Origin of the sequence: Streptomyces sp. NPDC056160 (assembly GCF_042268205.1) — a bacterium.
GTDB lineage: Bacteria > Actinomycetota > Actinomycetes > Streptomycetales > Streptomycetaceae > Streptomyces.
The window spans coordinates 1-15,524 of record NZ_JBHJUW010000088.1 but is presented as its reverse complement, the minus strand read 5'-3'; the positions used below and the strand labels follow the sequence as shown (position 1 = coordinate 15,524).

The following is a 15,524-nucleotide window of genomic DNA, read 5'->3' as shown; positions in this document are numbered from 1 at the left end:
AGGGCGCCGGCGGTCGTCGGTGGCCCGGAACCCCGACGACTCAGGGGTTCCGGGCACCGCTCACTTCACCGGCCGGCGGCCCGCTCGGCGGCGTACGCGGTGAACACGCCGACCAACTCGCCCCGGTGCGTGGCCGTGGCCGCACAGTCGAGTAGCGAGCTGAGGAAGCCGGCGTCGGGGCTCGTGACGACGGCGCGGCGCATCTCCTTGGAAGCCTCGAGTCCCCGCGCCTCCATGACCCGCAAGGCGGCCGCCGCCCAGCCCGAGAGGTAGCCGGGGACGAAGCCCTCGGCCCACTGCTCGTTGTCCTTCACGCCTTCCGCGGCCCTGGCGCGCACGCCGGCCATCTCCTGTACGGAGAGGGACCCGCGCTGTCTCAGGTCCTCCAGCCCGCCGCGGAAGTCGGCCACCACCCGGTCCGCGGGGATCCCCAGGCCGAGACAGAGCGAGGTGAACCGGAGGAGGCCGTCCAGCGTCGAGGCGTCCTCGTCCACCGCATCGGCAGCGGCTGGTGAGGGCGCGTCAGTCGAGTCCACCGCTGTCTTCCGGTACGTCGATGCCCTCGGCGAAGAGGTCCTCCGCACGGCTGACCTCGAGGGAACGCGCCAGCCATGCGTCGAGGAGGGGAAGGTCGGTGCAGGTGGTGATGCGCTCGCGGATGCTCTCCGGCACGGCGAAGCCCCGCGCTTCCAGTACGTACAGGATGCCCTTGGCTTGGCCCTTGGCTTGGCCCTTGGCTTGGCCCTCTGCCTTGCCCTCCAGGTACGCCGTCTCGCGGACCGTCCCACGGCCAGGGAAGTAAGTGACGAACGACATGATTTCCTTCCATTTCTTTGCGGCTGGGGTGTCCCCCAGATTGACTTCCAGGCATTCGTAGAAGTAGCCGGCGGTCTCGGGGTCCGTTTCCCACAGTTCCTGAAGGGCGCAGTCGATCGCTTCCAGTATGGCGTCACTGTCCGCGCTGCGGGCGTGTGCCATGGCGGAGAGGACCGCCAGGGCGAGGTTTTTGGAAGCGGTACGGGCATCCGTGATCACCGGCAGGTTGTGCGGCCCCGCGACCAGCGGAAACGTCCGCTGAGCCGTCCAGTCCCTGGTTCCGCAGTCGAAGGGTCCGGCGGCCCACTTGGCCGTGCCGGGATCCTGACAGACCACCAGAAGCAGCACCGGCAGGTTGTACTTCGCCTGGAGGTGTGCCACGTAGTAGGCCCAACTCGACTGCTTGTTCAGGTCTTTTCTCGACTGCGACTCGATGGCGAGCAGGAAGTCGTCACCGTCGGACGGGCCGACGCGCAGGACGGTGTCCACCCGGCGTTCCAGCGGCCGGGTCTCCGTCGCGTCGGTGGCGACGGCGTCCACGGTCGCCTTCTTCGGCAGCGAGACACCCAGGACCCTGAACACCGGATTCAGGATCTCGGGCCGCTCCTGGAAGATGCGGTGCATGCCCTCGTGGGCTGATGTGACCATGTGCGCAAAGTAGGTCGATCAATGACCCGTATGGTGGGCATATCCACCGGCGTTCACCCATTCGAGGGGCGCATAAACGTTCAGCTGATGGCAGAGGTGGACGTAGCGAGTTCACTGCCGGCGGCCGCGAGTTCGCACCGGACCACCTTTCCGCGGTTGCCGTTCCTGGCCAGCGGCTGCCAGCCCCACAGGTCGGAGCAGGCCTCGACCAGGGCGAGCCCGCGTCCTTCCTTCTGGTCGACGGCCAGCTCCAGGGGAACGGGTGGCTCCGGGGGTTCCAGACGGCCGAGTACGCTCGGGCGCTCTTCGCCTATATGAACCCGGAGTTCCCCGAGGACGAGGTGGAGCTGCGGGTGCGGCACAGGATGAGACGCAAGGTCGTCATCGAAGGTCCTGACCCCATGCCGTACGAGACCGTGATCCATGAGGCGGCGCTGAGGATCAAGGTCGCTGGGCGGACTGCAACCCGGACCCGATTGACGCGCATTCTGGAGGTGGCCGAGGCGGACCACGTGACAGTGCGGGTCATTCCCTTCGCTCTGGACGACTTCGCCGGGGCGGGGAGCACCATGGTGCACCTGGGCGGAGTGGTCCCTCGCCTGGACACCGTGGTGCGGGACGCACCCCACGGGACGGCCTTTTTCGATTCCGAAGCCCAGTTGGAGCACTTTCGAAAGCTCTTCCGTAAGGTGAGAACGGAGTCACTTCCCCCGGCGCGGTCGCGTGACCTCATCCACCAGTTGGCCAAGGACCTGTGAGGACCAGCATGACCACCCCCATCACCTGGCGGAAGTCGTCCTGCTCCGGCGGCGGTGAGGGCAATGACTGCGTAGAGATCGCCACCACCCATGTCACCCTCCGGGAATCCAAAGCCCCCACCCGGGCCGCCCTCACCTTCCCGGCCCCCGCCTTCAACGCCTTCGTGGACGCCCTGAAGGCCCAACATGCCGGCGCTGTGGGGGGTTGACGGGTCCGTGCCCCCGGCTGTCGCTCTCACCCAAGCGGAGATCCACGAGGCCGAGACGGAACTCAAGGTCACGTTCCCGGACGAGTACCGGGAGTACCTGCTGCGGCGCAACGGCGAGGGGCGGGTGAACCGGCTGTGCAGGACCGCCGACGGCTGGGGCTGGGAGGGGGACTCCCGCACCGACCGCGCGCTGCTCGGCACCGACTTCCCCCACCCCGATTCCTACCGCGACCAAGAAGACCTGCTGGACGCGTGCGAGCCGCGGCGCGAGGACTTCGCGGACGAGGACGCCCACCGGGCGGCCTGGCAGCGGTGGGACGACGAGTACGGGGTGCTGCAGGACCACAAGACCGCCGGTGCCGTGTGCGTCCAGGAGAACGGCTGCGGCTTCGCGACCCTGCTCGTCCTCACCGGACCGCACCGGGGCGAGATGTGGTTCGACGCCCGTGCCACCTGCGACCGGATCCTCCCCATGCGGCTGGGAGGCGGGCCCGTATCGTTCGCGCAGTGGTTCGACCACGGCTGCCAGAAGCTGGGCGTCTGGTGACGGACACCCCGGCCACTTCCGCTCCCCGGGGGCCGTCTCCGCCCCCACTGTCACACCCCACCGGTACCGTCGCCCCATGACCACCGAGGCGAGTCGAGGGGCGGGGCAGGCGGCGGGAGCCGGTGAGCGGCGGCTCGCCGTGCTCGAAGGCGTGCTGGAACGCATCACGTACGCCAACGAGGACAACGGCTACACGGTGGCCCGCGTCGACACCGGCAGAGGCGCCGCCGACCTGCTCACCGTCGTCGGGGCGCTGCTCGGTGCGCAGGTGGGGGAGTCGCTGCGGATGGAAGGGCGGTGGGGGTCGCATCCGCAGTACGGCAAGCAGTTCCTCGTCGAGAACTACACGACCGTCCTGCCGGCCACCGTCCAGGGCATCCGGCGCTACCTCGGCTCCGGCCTGGTCAAGGGGATCGGGCCGGTCTTCGCGGACCGGATCACCCAGCACTTCGGCACCGACACCCTGCGGATCATCGAGGAGGAGCCCAAGCGGCTCGTCGAGGTGCCCGGGCTCGGCCCCAAGCGGACGAAGAAGATCGCCGACGCCTGGGAGGAGCAGAAGGCGATCAAGGAGGTCATGCTCTTCCTGCAGACCGTGGAGGTGTCCACCTCCATCGCCGTGCGGATCTACAAGAAGTACGGTGACGCGTCGATCTCCGTGGTCAAGAACCAGCCCTACCGGCTGGCCGCCGACGTCTGGGGCATCGGGTTCCTGACCGCCGACAGGATCGCCCAGTCCGTCGGCATCCCGCACGACAGTCCGGAGCGGGTCAAGGCGGGGCTCCAGTACGCGCTGTCGCAATCCGCCGACCAGGGGAACTGCTTCCTGCCCGAGGAGCGGCTGATCGCCGACGCCGTGAAGCTGCTCCAGGTCGACACCGGGCTCGTCATCGAATGCCTGGCCGAACTCGCGGAGCCGGCCGAGGACGGCGGCGACCCCGGTGTCGTACGGGAGAGGGTGCCCGCGGCGGACGGCGACGCGCAGGAGTCCGTCACCGCCGTCTACCTCGTCCCCTTCCACCGTGCCGAACTCTCCCTCTCCGCCCAGCTGCTGCGGCTGCTGCGCACCGGGCAGGACCGGATGCCGGGGTTCCGGGACGTGGCCTGGGACAAGGCGCTCGGGTGGCTCAAGGGGCGCACGGGAGCCGATCTCGCGCCCGAGCAGGAGGCGGCCGTCAAGCTGGCGCTGACCGAGAAGGTCGCGGTGCTGACCGGCGGGCCCGGCTGCGGCAAGTCGTTCACCGTGCGCTCGATCGTGGAGCTGGCCCGCGCGAAGAAGGCGAAGGTGGTGCTGGCCGCGCCGACCGGGCGGGCCGCCAAGCGGCTGTCCGAGCTGACCGGCGCCGAGGCCTCCACGGTTCACCGGCTGCTTGAGCTGAAGCCCGGCGGCGACGCGGCGTACGACAAGGACCGGCCGCTGGACGCCGACCTGATCGTCGTCGACGAGGCCTCCATGCTGGACCTGCTGCTCGCCAACAAGCTGGTCAAGGCCGTGCCGCCGGGTGCCCACCTGCTGTTCGTCGGGGACGTGGACCAGCTGCCGAGCGTGGGCGCGGGTGAGGTGCTCCGGGACCTGCTGGCCGACGGCGGCCCGCTTCCCGCCGTCCGCCTCACCCGCGTCTTCCGCCAGGCCCAGCAGTCCGGGGTGGTGACCAACGCGCACCGGATCAACTCCGGGCAGCACCCGCTCACCGACGGCATGAAGGACTTCTTCCTCTTCGTCGAGGACGACACCGAGGAGGCGGGCCGGCTCACTGTGGACGTGGCGGCGCGGCGGATCCCGGCCCGGTTCGGGCTCGACCCGCGCCGGGACGTGCAGGTGCTCGCGCCCATGCACCGGGGCCCGGCAGGCGCCGGCACGCTCAACGGGCTGCTCCAGCAGGCCGTCACCCCGGGCCGCCCGGATCTCCCCGAGAAGCGGTTCGGCGGGCGGGTCTTCCGGGTCGGCGACAAGGTCACCCAGATCCGCAACAATTACGAGAAGGGGGAGAACGGCGTCTTCAACGGCACCGTGGGCGTGGTCACCTCGCTCGACCCGGTCGACCAGCGCCTGACGGTGCTGACGGACGAGGACGAGGAAGTCCCCTACGAGTTCGACGAGCTGGACGAGCTGGCGCACGCGTACGCGGTGACCATCCACCGCTCGCAGGGCAGCGAGTATCCAGCCGTCGTCATCCCGGTGACCACCGGCGCCTGGATGATGCTCCAGCGGAACCTGCTGTACACGGCCGTGACCCGGGCCAAGAAGCTGGTCGTCCTGGTCGGCTCGCGCAAGGCGATCGGCCAGGCGGTGCGCACGGTGTCGGCGGGGCGCCGGTGCACGGCGCTGGATTTCCGGCTCAAGGGGTCCTGAGGCACAAAAAAGCTCCGGATGTCCCGCAAGTACGACAAAAATACACGAACAGGCCCGGTCGGCGCGGCGTCCGCCCCACCCGCACCCCGGCATCACAAAAAATGATCGATCAAACGAGTCGCAAAGGTCACAGAAGACTTCCCGTCGCCGGGCCGAGGGGGCAGGATGAGCAGGTTGGCGGCACTGAGTGCCGCCCATAGGCCCAATGGTCGACCCCGAGTGCACTCTCCTGAGCCAAATGGGGGATGGTAGAGACAGTCAGGGCACCTCGAAGATGAGGCACTACGTCGGTGAGGGAAGACGTGAGCGACAACTCTGTAGTACTGCGGTACGACGGCGGCGAGTACACCTACCCGGTGGTCGACAGCACCGTCGGCGACAAGGGCTTCGACATCGGGAAGCTCCGCGCCCAGACCGGTCTGGTGACTCTGGACAGCGGCTACGGCAACACGGCAGCGTACAAATCCGCCGTCACCTACCTCGACGGCGAGCAGGGCATTCTGCGGTACCGCGGCTACCCCATCGAGCAGCTGGCCGAGCGCTCCACCTTCCTGGAGGTGGCCTACCTGCTCATCAACGGTGAGCTGCCGACCGTCGACGAGCTCTCCACCTTCAAGAACGAGATCACGCGGCACACCCTGCTGCACGAGGACGTCAAGAACTTCTACAAGGGCTTCCCGCGCGACGCCCACCCGATGGCGATGCTGTCCTCGGTCGTCTCGGCGCTGTCCACCTTCTACCAGGACAGCCACAACCCCTTCGACGAGAAGCAGCGCGACCTGTCCACGGTCCGCCTGCTCGCCAAGCTCCCGACGATCGCGGCGTACGCGTACAAGAAGTCGATCGGTCACCCGTTCGTCTACCCGCGCAACGACCTCTCCTACGTCGAGAACTTCCTGCGGATGACCTTCTCGGTCCCCGCCGACGACTTCGAGCCGGACCCGGTCGTCGTCTCCGCGCTGGACAAGCTGCTCATCCTGCACGCGGACCACGAGCAGAACTGTTCGACCTCCACGGTCCGCCTGGTCGGCTCCTCGCAGGCCAACATGTTCGCCTCCATCTCGGCCGGCATCAACGCGCTGTGGGGCCCGCTGCACGGCGGCGCCAACCAGTCGGTGCTGGAGATGCTGGAGGGCATCCGCGACTCCGGCTCCGACGTCGACACCTTCATCCGCAAGGTGAAGAACAAGGAGGACGGCGTCCGCCTGATGGGCTTCGGCCACCGGGTCTACAAGAACTTCGACCCGCGCGCCAAGATCATCAAGGCCGCCGCGCACGACGTGCTCTCGGCGCTGGGCAAGTCGGACGAGCTGCTCGACATCGCCCTCAAGCTGGAGGAGCACGCGCTCTCCGACGACTACTTCGTCGAGCGCAAGCTCTACCCGAACGTCGACTTCTACACCGGCCTGATCTACCGGGCCATGGGCTTCCCGACCGAGATGTTCACGGTCCTGTTCGCCCTGGGCCGGCTGCCGGGCTGGATCGCCCAGTGGCAGGAAATGATCAAGGAGCCGGGTTCCCGCATCGGCCGCCCGCGCCAGATCTACACGGGCATCGTCGAGCGCGACTTCGTCCCGGTCGAGGAGCGCTGAGGCACACCGCCTCGCGGGCCGCGTGCCCCTGGGCCCCGTGTCTGCCGGTCGAGTCCGAGGCCGGCGGGTGCGGGGCTTCGTGCTGCGCCCGAAGCACGCCGGAACGCGAAAGACGCCCTGGCGCCAGTCCCCCCACGGGCCGACGACCAGGGCGCCTTCCCATGTCCCGGTAACGGATTCCCCCCACGGGATCCGGCCGGGCGTCTGTGGAGACCAGCGCCTGAACCGCTGTACTGCCGTACCACCGCAGGGCCGTGACGCCGCGGTGCCGTACTACCGCACCGCGGCACTGCACTACCGCCCTACTGCGCTCTGCCGGGACAGCGCACGCCCGGGAGGGCCGCTCAAAGCTTCCCGATGTACGTGCCCCGGCAACGCAATTCCAGGGAAGTCCCCCAAGACATCCCCAGACGTCAGTCGGCGCCCCCCAAGACGCTTCCTGACATCGCCAAACTTAGACCTTCGAACCCCTTCGATGGTTACGTTCACGTCACTGTGACATGCGTCTCTTGCTTATGCCCCATAGGTGCGCAAGAGCCCTGATATGGCGATCGAGGCCCAAGCGTAAGGAAGATGCGCGAGCCTTGTGAAGAGCTTATGTGAGGCGCGCGCCGGACTCCAGGGGGTCCGGCACTTTGTCCCGGCCGGGCACCCGCGGGGCGCCCGGCCGGGACCTGCTCAGCGGAACCTGCGCAGCCGCAGGCTGTTGGTCACCACGAACACCGAGGAGAACGCCATCGCCGCGCCCGCGATCATCGGGTTGAGCAGCCCGGCGGCGGCCAGCGGCAGCGCGGCCACGTTGTAGCCGAAGGCCCACACGAGGTTGCCCTTGATCGTGGCCAGCGTCCGCCGGGAGAGCCGGATGGCGTCACCGGCCACCCGCAGGTCGCCGCGGACCAGGGTCAGGTCGCCGGCCTCGATGGCGGCGTCCGTGCCGGTGCCCATCGCCAGGCCCAGGTCGGCGGTGGCGAGCGCGGCGGCGTCGTTGACCCCGTCGCCGACCATGGCCACGGTCCGGCCCTCGGCCTGGAGGCGCCGTACGGCCTCGACCTTGTCCTCGGGCAGCACCTCGGCGATCACGTCACCGGCGTCGATGCCGACCGCCCGTGCCACCGACTCGGCCACCGGCCGGTTGTCACCGGTCAGCAGCACCGGCCGCAGCCCCAGCGCGCGCAGCTGCCCCACGGCCTCGGCGCTGGTCTCCTTGACCGCGTCCGCCACGGCGACGACACCCCGTGCCACGCCGTCCCAGCCGACCACGACGGCCGTACGCCCGCTCTCCTCGGCCTCGCGCCGCGCCCGGTCCACATCCTCGGGCAGCTCCTCGAACAGCCGCCCGACGGCGACCTCGTGGCCCTCGACGCGCCCGCGTACGCCCCGCCCGGGGACGTTCTCGAAGTGCTCGGCCGCGGGCAGCGGTCCGACGCGCTCCTCGGCGCCGGCCGCGACCGCACGGGCCACCGGGTGCTCGGAGGCGTGCTCCAGGGCGCCCGCGAGGCGCAGCAGCAGCTTCTCGTCGGTGTCCTCGGCCGCGTACACCTCCTGGAGGGTCATCCGGCCGGTGGTCACCGTCCCGGTCTTGTCCAGGACGACCGTGTCGACGCGGCGGGTGGACTCCAGTACCTCGGGGCCCTTGATGAGGATGCCGAGCTGGGCGCCGCGGCCGGTGCCGACCATCAGCGCGGTCGGCGTGGCCAGTCCCAGCGCGCACGGGCAGGCGATGATCAGGACCGCGACCGCCGCCGTGAACGAGGCGGTGACGTCCCCGGTGGACAGCAGCCAGGCCAGCAGCGTGCCGACGGCGATGAGCAGGACGACGGGCACGAAGACCGCCGAGATCCGGTCGGCCAGCCGCTGCACCTGGGCCTTGCCGTTCTGCGCGTCCTCGACCAGCCGCGCCATCCGGGCCAGCTGGGTGTCGGCGCCGACCCGGGTGGCCTCGACCACCAGCCGGCCGCCCGCGTTGACGGTGGCGCCCGTGACCGCGTCGCCCACGCCCACGTCCACCGGTACGGACTCGCCGGTCAGCATGGAGGCGTCCACCGCCGAGGCGCCCTCGACGACCGTGCCGTCGGTGGCGACCTTCTCGCCGGGCCGTACGACGAAACGGTCGCCGGCGGCCAGCGCGGACACCGGCATCCGGACCTCGCGGCCGTCCCGCAGCACCGACACGTCCTTGGCGCCCAGTTCCAGCAGGGCGCGCAGCGCGGCGCCCGCCCGCCGCTTGGAGCGGGCCTCCAGGTAGCGGCCGAGCAGGATGAACGCCACGACCCCGGAGGCGACCTCCAGGTAGATCGTCGAGGCGGCGTCCATCCGGGAGACGGTCAGCCGGAACTCGTCGTGCATGCCGGGCATGCCCGCGTCACCGAGGAAGAGCGCCCACAGGGACCAGCCGAACGCGGCGAGCGTGCCGACCGAGACCAGCGTGTCCATGGTGGCGGCGCCGTGCCGGGCGTTGGTGAGCGCGGCGCGGTGGAAGGGCAGGGCGCCCCAGACCACGACCGGCGCGGCCAGGGTCAGCGCCAGCCACTGCCAGTTGTCGAACTGGAGGGCGGGGACCATGGAGAGCAGGACGACCGGGACGGCGAGCAGCGCGGAAACGATCAGGCGCTGCCGCAGGGTGGTCAGTTCCGGGTCGGCGGCGGGCGCGGCGCCCGTGTCCCCGGGGGCGGGCTCCGGCTCCGGGGGCGGCGGTTCCTCGGCCGTGTAACCCGTCTTCACCACGGTCGCGACGAGATCGGACACCGCTACCCCCCGGGGGTAGCTCACCTTCGCCTTCTCGGTGGCGAAGTTGACGGTCGCGCTCACGCCCTCCATCCGGTTGAGCTTCTTCTCGACGCGGGCCGCGCAGGAGGCGCAGGTCATCCCGCCGATGAGCAGCTCGACCTCGGAGGTCTGGGCGGTGCCGGAGGCGGCGGGCGTGCCGGCGGGTGCCGCCGGCCCGGCGGGCGTGACTGTCCCGGCGGGTGTCGCTGTCCTGGTGGTGGTGCTGGTCATGTCCGTACTCCAGAGAACGGACCGGGCCGTACGGAACCAGTATCAGCTGGTCGATACGGCCCGGTGTCGAGAGATACGCGAGAGATGCGCCGGATGTTCAGGCGCGGCCGACGAGCTCGAAGCCCGCCTCGTCCACCGCCGCGCGCACCGCGGCCTCCTCCAGCGGGGTGGCGGAGACCACGGTGACCTCGCCGGTCGAGGCGACGGCCTTCACCGCGCCGACGCCCGGCAGTTCGGAGATCTCGGCGGAGACGGAGCCCTCGCAGTGGCCACAGCTCATTCCGCTCACCTTGTAGACGGTGGTGACGGTTTCCGGCGTCTCGGTCTGGGCGGTCATGTCGCTCTCCTCGTCGTGGCGTGGGGGATGGGAGTGCCCCAGAGGGGCTCACTTCACTCGACACTATACCCCTAGGGGGTATTTTTCAAAGGAGCGGCGCGCGCTGCGCGCGTTAGCGTTCCCTCCAGGGAGCAGCGGGTCTGCGGGTCCCCCGCCGACGGAACGGGACTCCCCGGTGGTGGAAGGCGAGGGCGGTCGGTGCGGGCTGTGGTGTTCGAGCGGTTCGGGGAGCCGGCAGAGGTGCGTGAGGTCGCGGACCCGAGGCCGGCGGAGCACGGGGTCGTGGTACGGGTCGAGGCGACCGGCCTGTGCCGCAGCGACTGGCACGGCTGGCAGGGGCACGACCCCGGCATCTCGCTGCCGCACGTGCCGGGCCACGAACTGGCCGGCCTGGTCGAGACGGCGGGCCCGCGCGTCACCAGGTGGCGGCCCGGCGACCGGGTGACCGTGCCCTTCGTCTGTGCCTGCGGCACCTGCGCCGCCTGCGCGGCGGGCGACCAGCAGGTCTGTGCGCGCCAGACCCAGCCCGGGTTCACCCATTGGGGTTCGTTCGCCCAGTACGTGGCGCTCGACCACGCCGACGTGAACCTCGTCGCCGTACCCGGTGAGCTGTCGTCCGCGACCGCCGCCTCGCTCGGCTGCCGCTTCGCCACCGCCTTCCGCGCGGTGGTCCGGCAGGGCCGGGTCGCCGCGGGCGAGTGGGTCGCCGTGCACGGGTGCGGCGGCGTGGGGTTGTCAGCGGTGATGATCGCGGCGGCGTGCGGGGCGCGGGTGGTCGCGGTGGACGTGTCGCCGCGCGCCCTGGAACTGGCGCGGAGCTTCGGCGCGGCGCGGACGGTGGACGCCGCCGCGGTCCCGGACACGGCGGCGGCGGTCCGCGAGGTGACCGGCGGCGGCGCCCACCTCTCCCTGGACGCGCTCGGCTCGCCCGCCACCTGCGCCGCCTCCGTCGACGGGCTGCGCCGGCGGGGCCGCCACGTCCAGGTCGGCCTGCTGCCCTCGGCGAGCGGCACCACGCCGGTGCCGATGGCCCGCGTGATCGCGCTGGAACTGGAGGTCCTCGGCAGCCACGGCATGGCCGCGCACGCCTACCCGGAGCTGCTGCGGCTCGTGGTGGCGGGCGCCGTGCGCCCCGATCTGCTGGTGACCAGGTCCATCGGGCTGTCGGCCGCCCCGCAGGCACTCGCGGAGATGGGGGCGGCACCGGGTGCCGGAGTCACGGTCGTGGACCCCTGGCGCTGAGCGGACCGCGCGGGACGGGGCGGCGGGGACGGGCCCGCCCGGCACGGGGTGGGTGGGGCGGGCGCCCGGGACAGGACGGCACCGCCCGCCCGGGACGAGGCGGGCGGAGTGGGCAGCCGGTGCGGGACGAGGTGGTCGGGGGGAACGGCCGGCGCGGCGCAAGGCGGCCGACCCGGGACAGAGCAGCCAGGGGGCTGGTCGGTCGGGCCGGGGGTGGCCGGGGGTCAGTCGGCCCCGCGGCGGCCCCGGTTGCCCGGGCGTGCGGCGACCCAGGCGCGGACCGTGTCCGCGTACCAGTAGGGCCTGCCGCCCTCGACGTGGTCGGGCGGCGGGAGCAGGCCGTGTTTGCGGTAGGACCGCACGGTGTCCGGCTGCACCCGGATGTGTGCGGCGATCTCCTTGTACGTCCAGAGCCTTCGGTCGGTCATGACGTGCACCTCCCCGCGCGCCGCGGGGGCGGCCGGGCGGCCGTCGGGGGAGCCGGGCGCGCGCCGGCGATCAGTTGAGCCTGTGCCGCGTGAACGAGGCGCGGACGGCAGCGGCAAGGGCCTGTCGGAGGGATGTGACACACAGGACACGGACCCGGGACTTGTGTGACGAAGGCGTTGCTTTTGTGACAGAGCCGGGTCGGCCGGGCCGGTCGGGACTGGCGGACCCGAGGGGCCCGAGGGGTCCAGGTGCGCGGCGGGGCGCGGGCACGCCTTCCCCCACCCGTTCCCTTCTCGTCCGAATGTCCGGACAAAGCATTGACAGGTCTCCGCCTCCGGCACTAGAACCGGGGGAGCCGACACGAAGGGGAACCGATGGTGTACGACGTGATCACCATGGGGCGGATCGGAGTGGACCTGTACCCGTTGCAGACGGGCGTGCCGCTGGCCCGCGTGTCCGCCTTCGGCAAGTTCCTGGGCGGCTCGGCGACGAACGTCGCGGTCGCCGCCGCCCGCCTGGGCCGCCGTACGGCGGTGATCACGCGGACCGGGGACGACCCCTTCGGCGCCTACCTCCACGAGGCGCTGCGCGGTTTCGGCGTCGACGACCGCTACGTCACGGCGGTGCCCGGCCTGCCCACGCCGGTCACTTTCTGCGAGGTGTTCCCGCCGGACGACTTCCCGCTCTACTTCTACCGGTTGCCGAAGGCGCCCGACCTGGAGATCGAGGCCCGGGACCTCGACCTGGCCGCGATCGGCGGGGCGCGGGTCTTCTGGGTCACCGGCACCGGGCTGAGCGAGGAGCCGAGCCGTACGGCGACCCTCGCCGCGCTCGCCCACCGGGCGAAGTCCGGCCCGACGGTCTTCGACCTCGACTGGCGCCCCATGTTCTGGCGCGACCCGGCCGCCGCCCGCCCCTTCTACGCCGAGGCCCTGCGGCACGCCACCGTCGCCGTCGGCAACCTCGACGAGGTGGAGGTCGCCACCGGCCTGCGCGACCCGCACGCCGCCGCCCGCGCCCTGCTGGACGCCGGGGTCGAGCTGGCGGTCGTGAAACAGGGACCCAAGGGCGTCCTCGCCCTCACCAGCAGGGGCGAGACGGCCGAGGTGCCGCCGCTGCCGGTCGAGGTCCTCAACGGCCTCGGCGCCGGAGACGCCTTCGGCGGCTCGCTGTGCCACGGGCTCCTCTCCGGCTGGGACCTGGAGCGCGTCATGCGCCACGCCAACGCCGCGGGCGCCATCGTCGCCTCCCGGCTCGAATGCTCTTCCGCGATGCCCACCGCCGCCGAGGTGGAGTCGGCCCTGGCGGCCGGTGCGGTGCGGTGAGAGCGGCGACCGGAAGCACGGCCGGAACCGATCGCACGCCCGGAACCGATCGCACGCCCGGAACCGATCGCACGCCCGGAACCGGCCGTACGCCCGGAGCCAGATGCACGGCCGAAACCGGACGCACGCAAGGCGGCAGGCGTGCGACGGGAACCGCGCGTGCGACGGGAACCGCGCGCACGGCAGGAACCCCGCGCACGGTCGGCAGCGCGTGCTGCGGACGCCGGGCGAGCGCCGGTTGTACGGTGCAGATATCCGCCGGTCCGGCGCGAGAAGAGTTCCAAACCCCGGGCGGGAGGCGCACGTTGGGTGGGAGCACCCGGGCGCCGTACGCCGCCCGGCCACCGATCGCCTCCGGCGCGGGAGGCCGCTTCGCCCTGGCAGGAGCGAAGTGCGAGCGACGACTCCCCGCCCGCTACGGCCCCGCGCCGGAGGTCCGCCGCATCCGCAGGTTCCGGGGCTGCCGCCCCCGCGCGAGGAAGGGGAGCGCGGGCGGGACGGCGGAGACTCCCACATGTGTCTACGCCGACCGGTGAACCGCAGACACAGTGTCGGGCGCGGTCCGGGCGCGTTGCTGGTGGGATGGTCTCGTGACGGCGACCGCACCCCGAGCCGGCGGCCCCGGACCCCTTCCGGGACCGGCCCCGGCCGCTGTCGCGGCACATGAGCCCCACGAACGGCACGTCTCGACCCGACGCCGCCATCTGCGAAGGAGTGACCCGGCATGACGAAGATCGTCAACCACTGGATCGGCGGGAAGGCCGTCGAAGGCGCCTCGGGGTCGTACGGGCCGGTGACGGACCCGGCGACCGGCGCGGTCACCACGAAGGTGGCCTTCGCCTCCGTGGAGGAGGTGGACGCGGCCGTGGCCGCCGCGCAGGACGCCTACCGCACCTGGGGCCAGTCCTCCCTGGCCCAGCGCACCACGATCCTCTTCCGCTTCCGCGCCCTGCTGGACGCGCACCGCGACGAGATCGCCGCACTGATCACCGCCGAGCACGGCAAGGTGCACTCCGACGCGCTCGGCGAGGTCGCGCGCGGCCTGGAGATCGTCGACCTGGCCTGCGGCATCAACGTGCAGCTCAAGGGCGAGCTGTCGACGCAGGTCGCCACGCGCGTGGACGTGTCCTCGCTCCGGCAGCCGCTGGGCGTGGTCGCGGGCATCACGCCGTTCAACTTCCCGGCGATGGTCCCGATGTGGATGTTCCCGATCGCCATCGCCTGCGGCAACACCTTCGTGCTGAAGCCGAGCGAGAAGGACCCGTCGGCCTCGCTGAAGATCGCCGAGCTGCTGTCCGAGGCCGGGCTGCCGGACGGCGTGTTCAACGTCGTCCAGGGCGACAAGGTGGCCGTGGACCGCCTCCTGGAGCACCCGGACGTCAAGGCGGTCTCCTTCGTCGGCTCCACGCCGATCGCCCGCCACATCCACACCACGGCCGCCGCCAACGGCAAGCGCGTGCAGGCGCTGGGCGGCGCCAAGAACCACATGCTGGTGCTGCCGGACGCCGACCTGGACGCGGCGGCGGACGCGGCGGTCTCGGCGGCGTACGGCTCGGCCGGCGAGCGTTGCATGGCCGTCTCGGCCGTCGTCGCGGTCGGCTCCATCGCCGACGAACTGGTCGGGAAGATCCGCGAGCGCGCCGAGAAGATCAAGATCGGTCCGGGCACCGACCCGTCCTCCGAGATGGGCCCGCTGATCACCGCCGCCCACCGCGACAAGGTCGCCTCCTACGTGAAGGGCGCGGCCGACGAGGGCTGCGAGGTCGTCCTGGACGGCACCGGCTACAGCGTGGAGGGCTACGAGGACGGCCACTGGATCGGCCTGTCGCTGCTCGACCGGGTGCCGACCACGGCGAAGGCGTACCAGGACGAGATCTTCGGCCCGGTGCTGTGCGTGCTGCGCGTGGACACCTACGAAGACGGCGTGTCCCTGATCAACGCCTCGCCGTTCGGCAACGGCACCGCGATCTTCACCCGGGACGGCGGCGCCGCCCGCCGCTTCCAGCTCGAGGTCGAGGCCGGCATGGTCGGCGTGAACGTCCCGATCCCGGTGCCGGTGGGCTACCACTCCTTCGGCGGCTGGAAGGACTCGCTCTTCGGCGACCACCACGTCTACGGCAACGACGGCACCCACTTCTACACCCGCGGCAAGGTCGTCACCACCCGCTGGCCCGACCCGGCCGACGCCCCCGCCGGTGTCGACCTCGGGTTCCCGCGCAACCACTGAGAGCGACCAGAGGCACCGTCGCGGCCGTCCGGATAACGGACGGC

General features: G+C 71.4%; 13 protein-coding genes and 1 pseudogene. 8 read left to right on the top strand and 6 right to left on the bottom strand.

Features of this window, described 5'->3' with window-relative positions; all coding sequences use genetic code 11:
• Positions 1-65: 65 nt before the first annotated feature.
• The 3 genes from ACFC02_RS27705 to ACFC02_RS27695 form a co-directional block, all read right to left on the bottom strand.
• The gene (locus tag ACFC02_RS27705; RefSeq protein WP_376362716.1) at positions 66-536 is read right to left on the bottom strand and encodes a hypothetical protein; all 471 of its coding nucleotides are present in this window, start codon (positions 534-536) and stop codon (positions 66-68) included.
• Entirely contained in the window at positions 523-1,464 is a 942-nt protein-coding gene (locus tag ACFC02_RS27700; RefSeq protein WP_376362713.1) for a hypothetical protein, read from the bottom strand. Before ACFC02_RS27700 ends, ACFC02_RS27705 begins: the two co-directional genes overlap by 14 nt.
• Before the next feature lie 80 nt (positions 1,465-1,544).
• Positions 1,545-1,826, bottom strand: coding sequence for a hypothetical protein (locus tag ACFC02_RS27695; RefSeq protein ID WP_376362710.1), 282 nt, complete (start codon positions 1,824-1,826; stop codon positions 1,545-1,547).
• Here ACFC02_RS27695 and ACFC02_RS27690 point away from each other — a divergent pair.
• The 5 genes and pseudogenes from ACFC02_RS27690 to ACFC02_RS27670 form a co-directional block, all read left to right on the top strand.
• Positions 1,743-2,222: pseudogene (locus tag ACFC02_RS27690) on the top strand (DUF5753 domain-containing protein); the annotation flags it as partial. The gene ACFC02_RS27695 and the pseudogene ACFC02_RS27690 sit on opposite strands and share 84 nt — an antisense overlap.
• 8 nt (positions 2,223-2,230) lie before the next feature.
• A complete protein-coding gene (locus tag ACFC02_RS27685; RefSeq protein ID WP_376362708.1) occupies positions 2,231-2,431 on the top strand; it encodes a DUF397 domain-containing protein in 201 nt (66 codons plus the stop codon).
• Between the two features lie 7 nt (positions 2,432-2,438).
• Entirely contained in the window at positions 2,439-2,978 is a 540-nt protein-coding gene (locus tag ACFC02_RS27680) for an SMI1/KNR4 family protein (RefSeq protein WP_376362705.1), read from the top strand.
• A gap of 76 nt (positions 2,979-3,054) precedes the next feature.
• On the top strand, positions 3,055-5,331 hold the full coding sequence (locus tag ACFC02_RS27675; protein ID WP_376362702.1) for an ATP-dependent RecD-like DNA helicase: 2,277 nt from the start codon (positions 3,055-3,057) through the stop codon (positions 5,329-5,331).
• Positions 5,332-5,633: 302 nt separating this feature from the next.
• Positions 5,634-6,923: a citrate synthase gene (locus ACFC02_RS27670; RefSeq protein WP_360975530.1), complete on the top strand. Its 1,290-nt coding sequence runs from the start codon at positions 5,634-5,636 to the stop codon at positions 6,921-6,923.
• Between the two features lie 678 nt (positions 6,924-7,601).
• On the opposite strand, the gene ACFC02_RS27665 is transcribed toward ACFC02_RS27670, so the two are convergent.
• Positions 7,602-9,920: a heavy metal translocating P-type ATPase gene (locus ACFC02_RS27665; protein WP_376362698.1), complete on the bottom strand. Its 2,319-nt coding sequence runs from the start codon at positions 9,918-9,920 to the stop codon at positions 7,602-7,604.
• A 97-nt stretch (positions 9,921-10,017) separates the two neighbouring features.
• Positions 10,018-10,257, bottom strand: coding sequence for a heavy-metal-associated domain-containing protein (locus ACFC02_RS27660; RefSeq protein WP_376362695.1), 240 nt, complete (start codon positions 10,255-10,257; stop codon positions 10,018-10,020).
• 198 nt (positions 10,258-10,455) lie between these two features.
• Between ACFC02_RS27660 and ACFC02_RS27655 the strand changes: the two genes are divergently transcribed.
• Positions 10,456-11,499 (top strand): zinc-dependent alcohol dehydrogenase family protein, encoded by a 1,044-nt coding sequence (locus ACFC02_RS27655; RefSeq protein WP_376362692.1) that lies wholly within the window; start codon positions 10,456-10,458, stop codon positions 11,497-11,499.
• A gap of 224 nt (positions 11,500-11,723) precedes the next feature.
• On the opposite strand, the gene ACFC02_RS27650 is transcribed toward ACFC02_RS27655, so the two are convergent.
• Positions 11,724-11,927, bottom strand: coding sequence for a MerR family transcriptional regulator (locus ACFC02_RS27650; protein WP_360975518.1), 204 nt, complete (start codon positions 11,925-11,927; stop codon positions 11,724-11,726).
• Positions 11,928-12,302: 375 nt separating this feature from the next.
• Between ACFC02_RS27650 and iolC the strand changes: the two genes are divergently transcribed.
• Together iolC and mmsA are read left to right on the top strand one after the other, a co-directional pair.
• A complete protein-coding gene (iolC, locus tag ACFC02_RS27645) occupies positions 12,303-13,253 on the top strand; it encodes a 5-dehydro-2-deoxygluconokinase (protein ID WP_376362688.1) in 951 nt (316 codons plus the stop codon).
• Positions 13,254-13,977: 724 nt separating this feature from the next.
• Positions 13,978-15,480 carry a CoA-acylating methylmalonate-semialdehyde dehydrogenase gene (mmsA, locus tag ACFC02_RS27640; protein WP_376362686.1) on the top strand — a complete coding sequence of 501 codons (1,503 nt, stop codon included), beginning with the start codon at positions 13,978-13,980 and terminating at the stop codon, positions 15,478-15,480.
• Positions 15,481-15,524 lie beyond the last annotated feature (44 nt).

What these genes read in the sequence shown, in the direction of transcription:
- ACFC02_RS27700 (WP_376362713.1), bottom strand. Translation starts at nt 1,464, where the DNA reads ATGGTCACATCAGCCCACGAGGGCATGCACCGCATCTTCCAGGAGCGG.
- ACFC02_RS27685 (WP_376362708.1), top strand. Translation starts at nt 2,231, where the DNA reads ATGACCACCCCCATCACCTGGCGGAAGTCGTCCTGCTCCGGCGGCGGT.
- ACFC02_RS27675 (WP_376362702.1), top strand. Translation starts at nt 3,055, where the DNA reads ATGACCACCGAGGCGAGTCGAGGGGCGGGGCAGGCGGCGGGAGCCGGT.
- ACFC02_RS27665 (WP_376362698.1), bottom strand. Translation starts at nt 9,920, where the DNA reads ATGACCAGCACCACCACCAGGACAGCGACACCCGCCGGGACAGTCACG.
- ACFC02_RS27660 (WP_376362695.1), bottom strand. Translation starts at nt 10,257, where the DNA reads ATGACCGCCCAGACCGAGACGCCGGAAACCGTCACCACCGTCTACAAG.
- ACFC02_RS27650 (WP_360975518.1), bottom strand. Translation starts at nt 11,927, where the DNA reads ATGACCGACCGAAGGCTCTGGACGTACAAGGAGATCGCCGCACACATC.
- iolC (WP_376362688.1), top strand. Translation starts at nt 12,303, where the DNA reads ATGGTGTACGACGTGATCACCATGGGGCGGATCGGAGTGGACCTGTAC.
- mmsA (WP_376362686.1), top strand. Translation starts at nt 13,978, where the DNA reads ATGACGAAGATCGTCAACCACTGGATCGGCGGGAAGGCCGTCGAAGGC.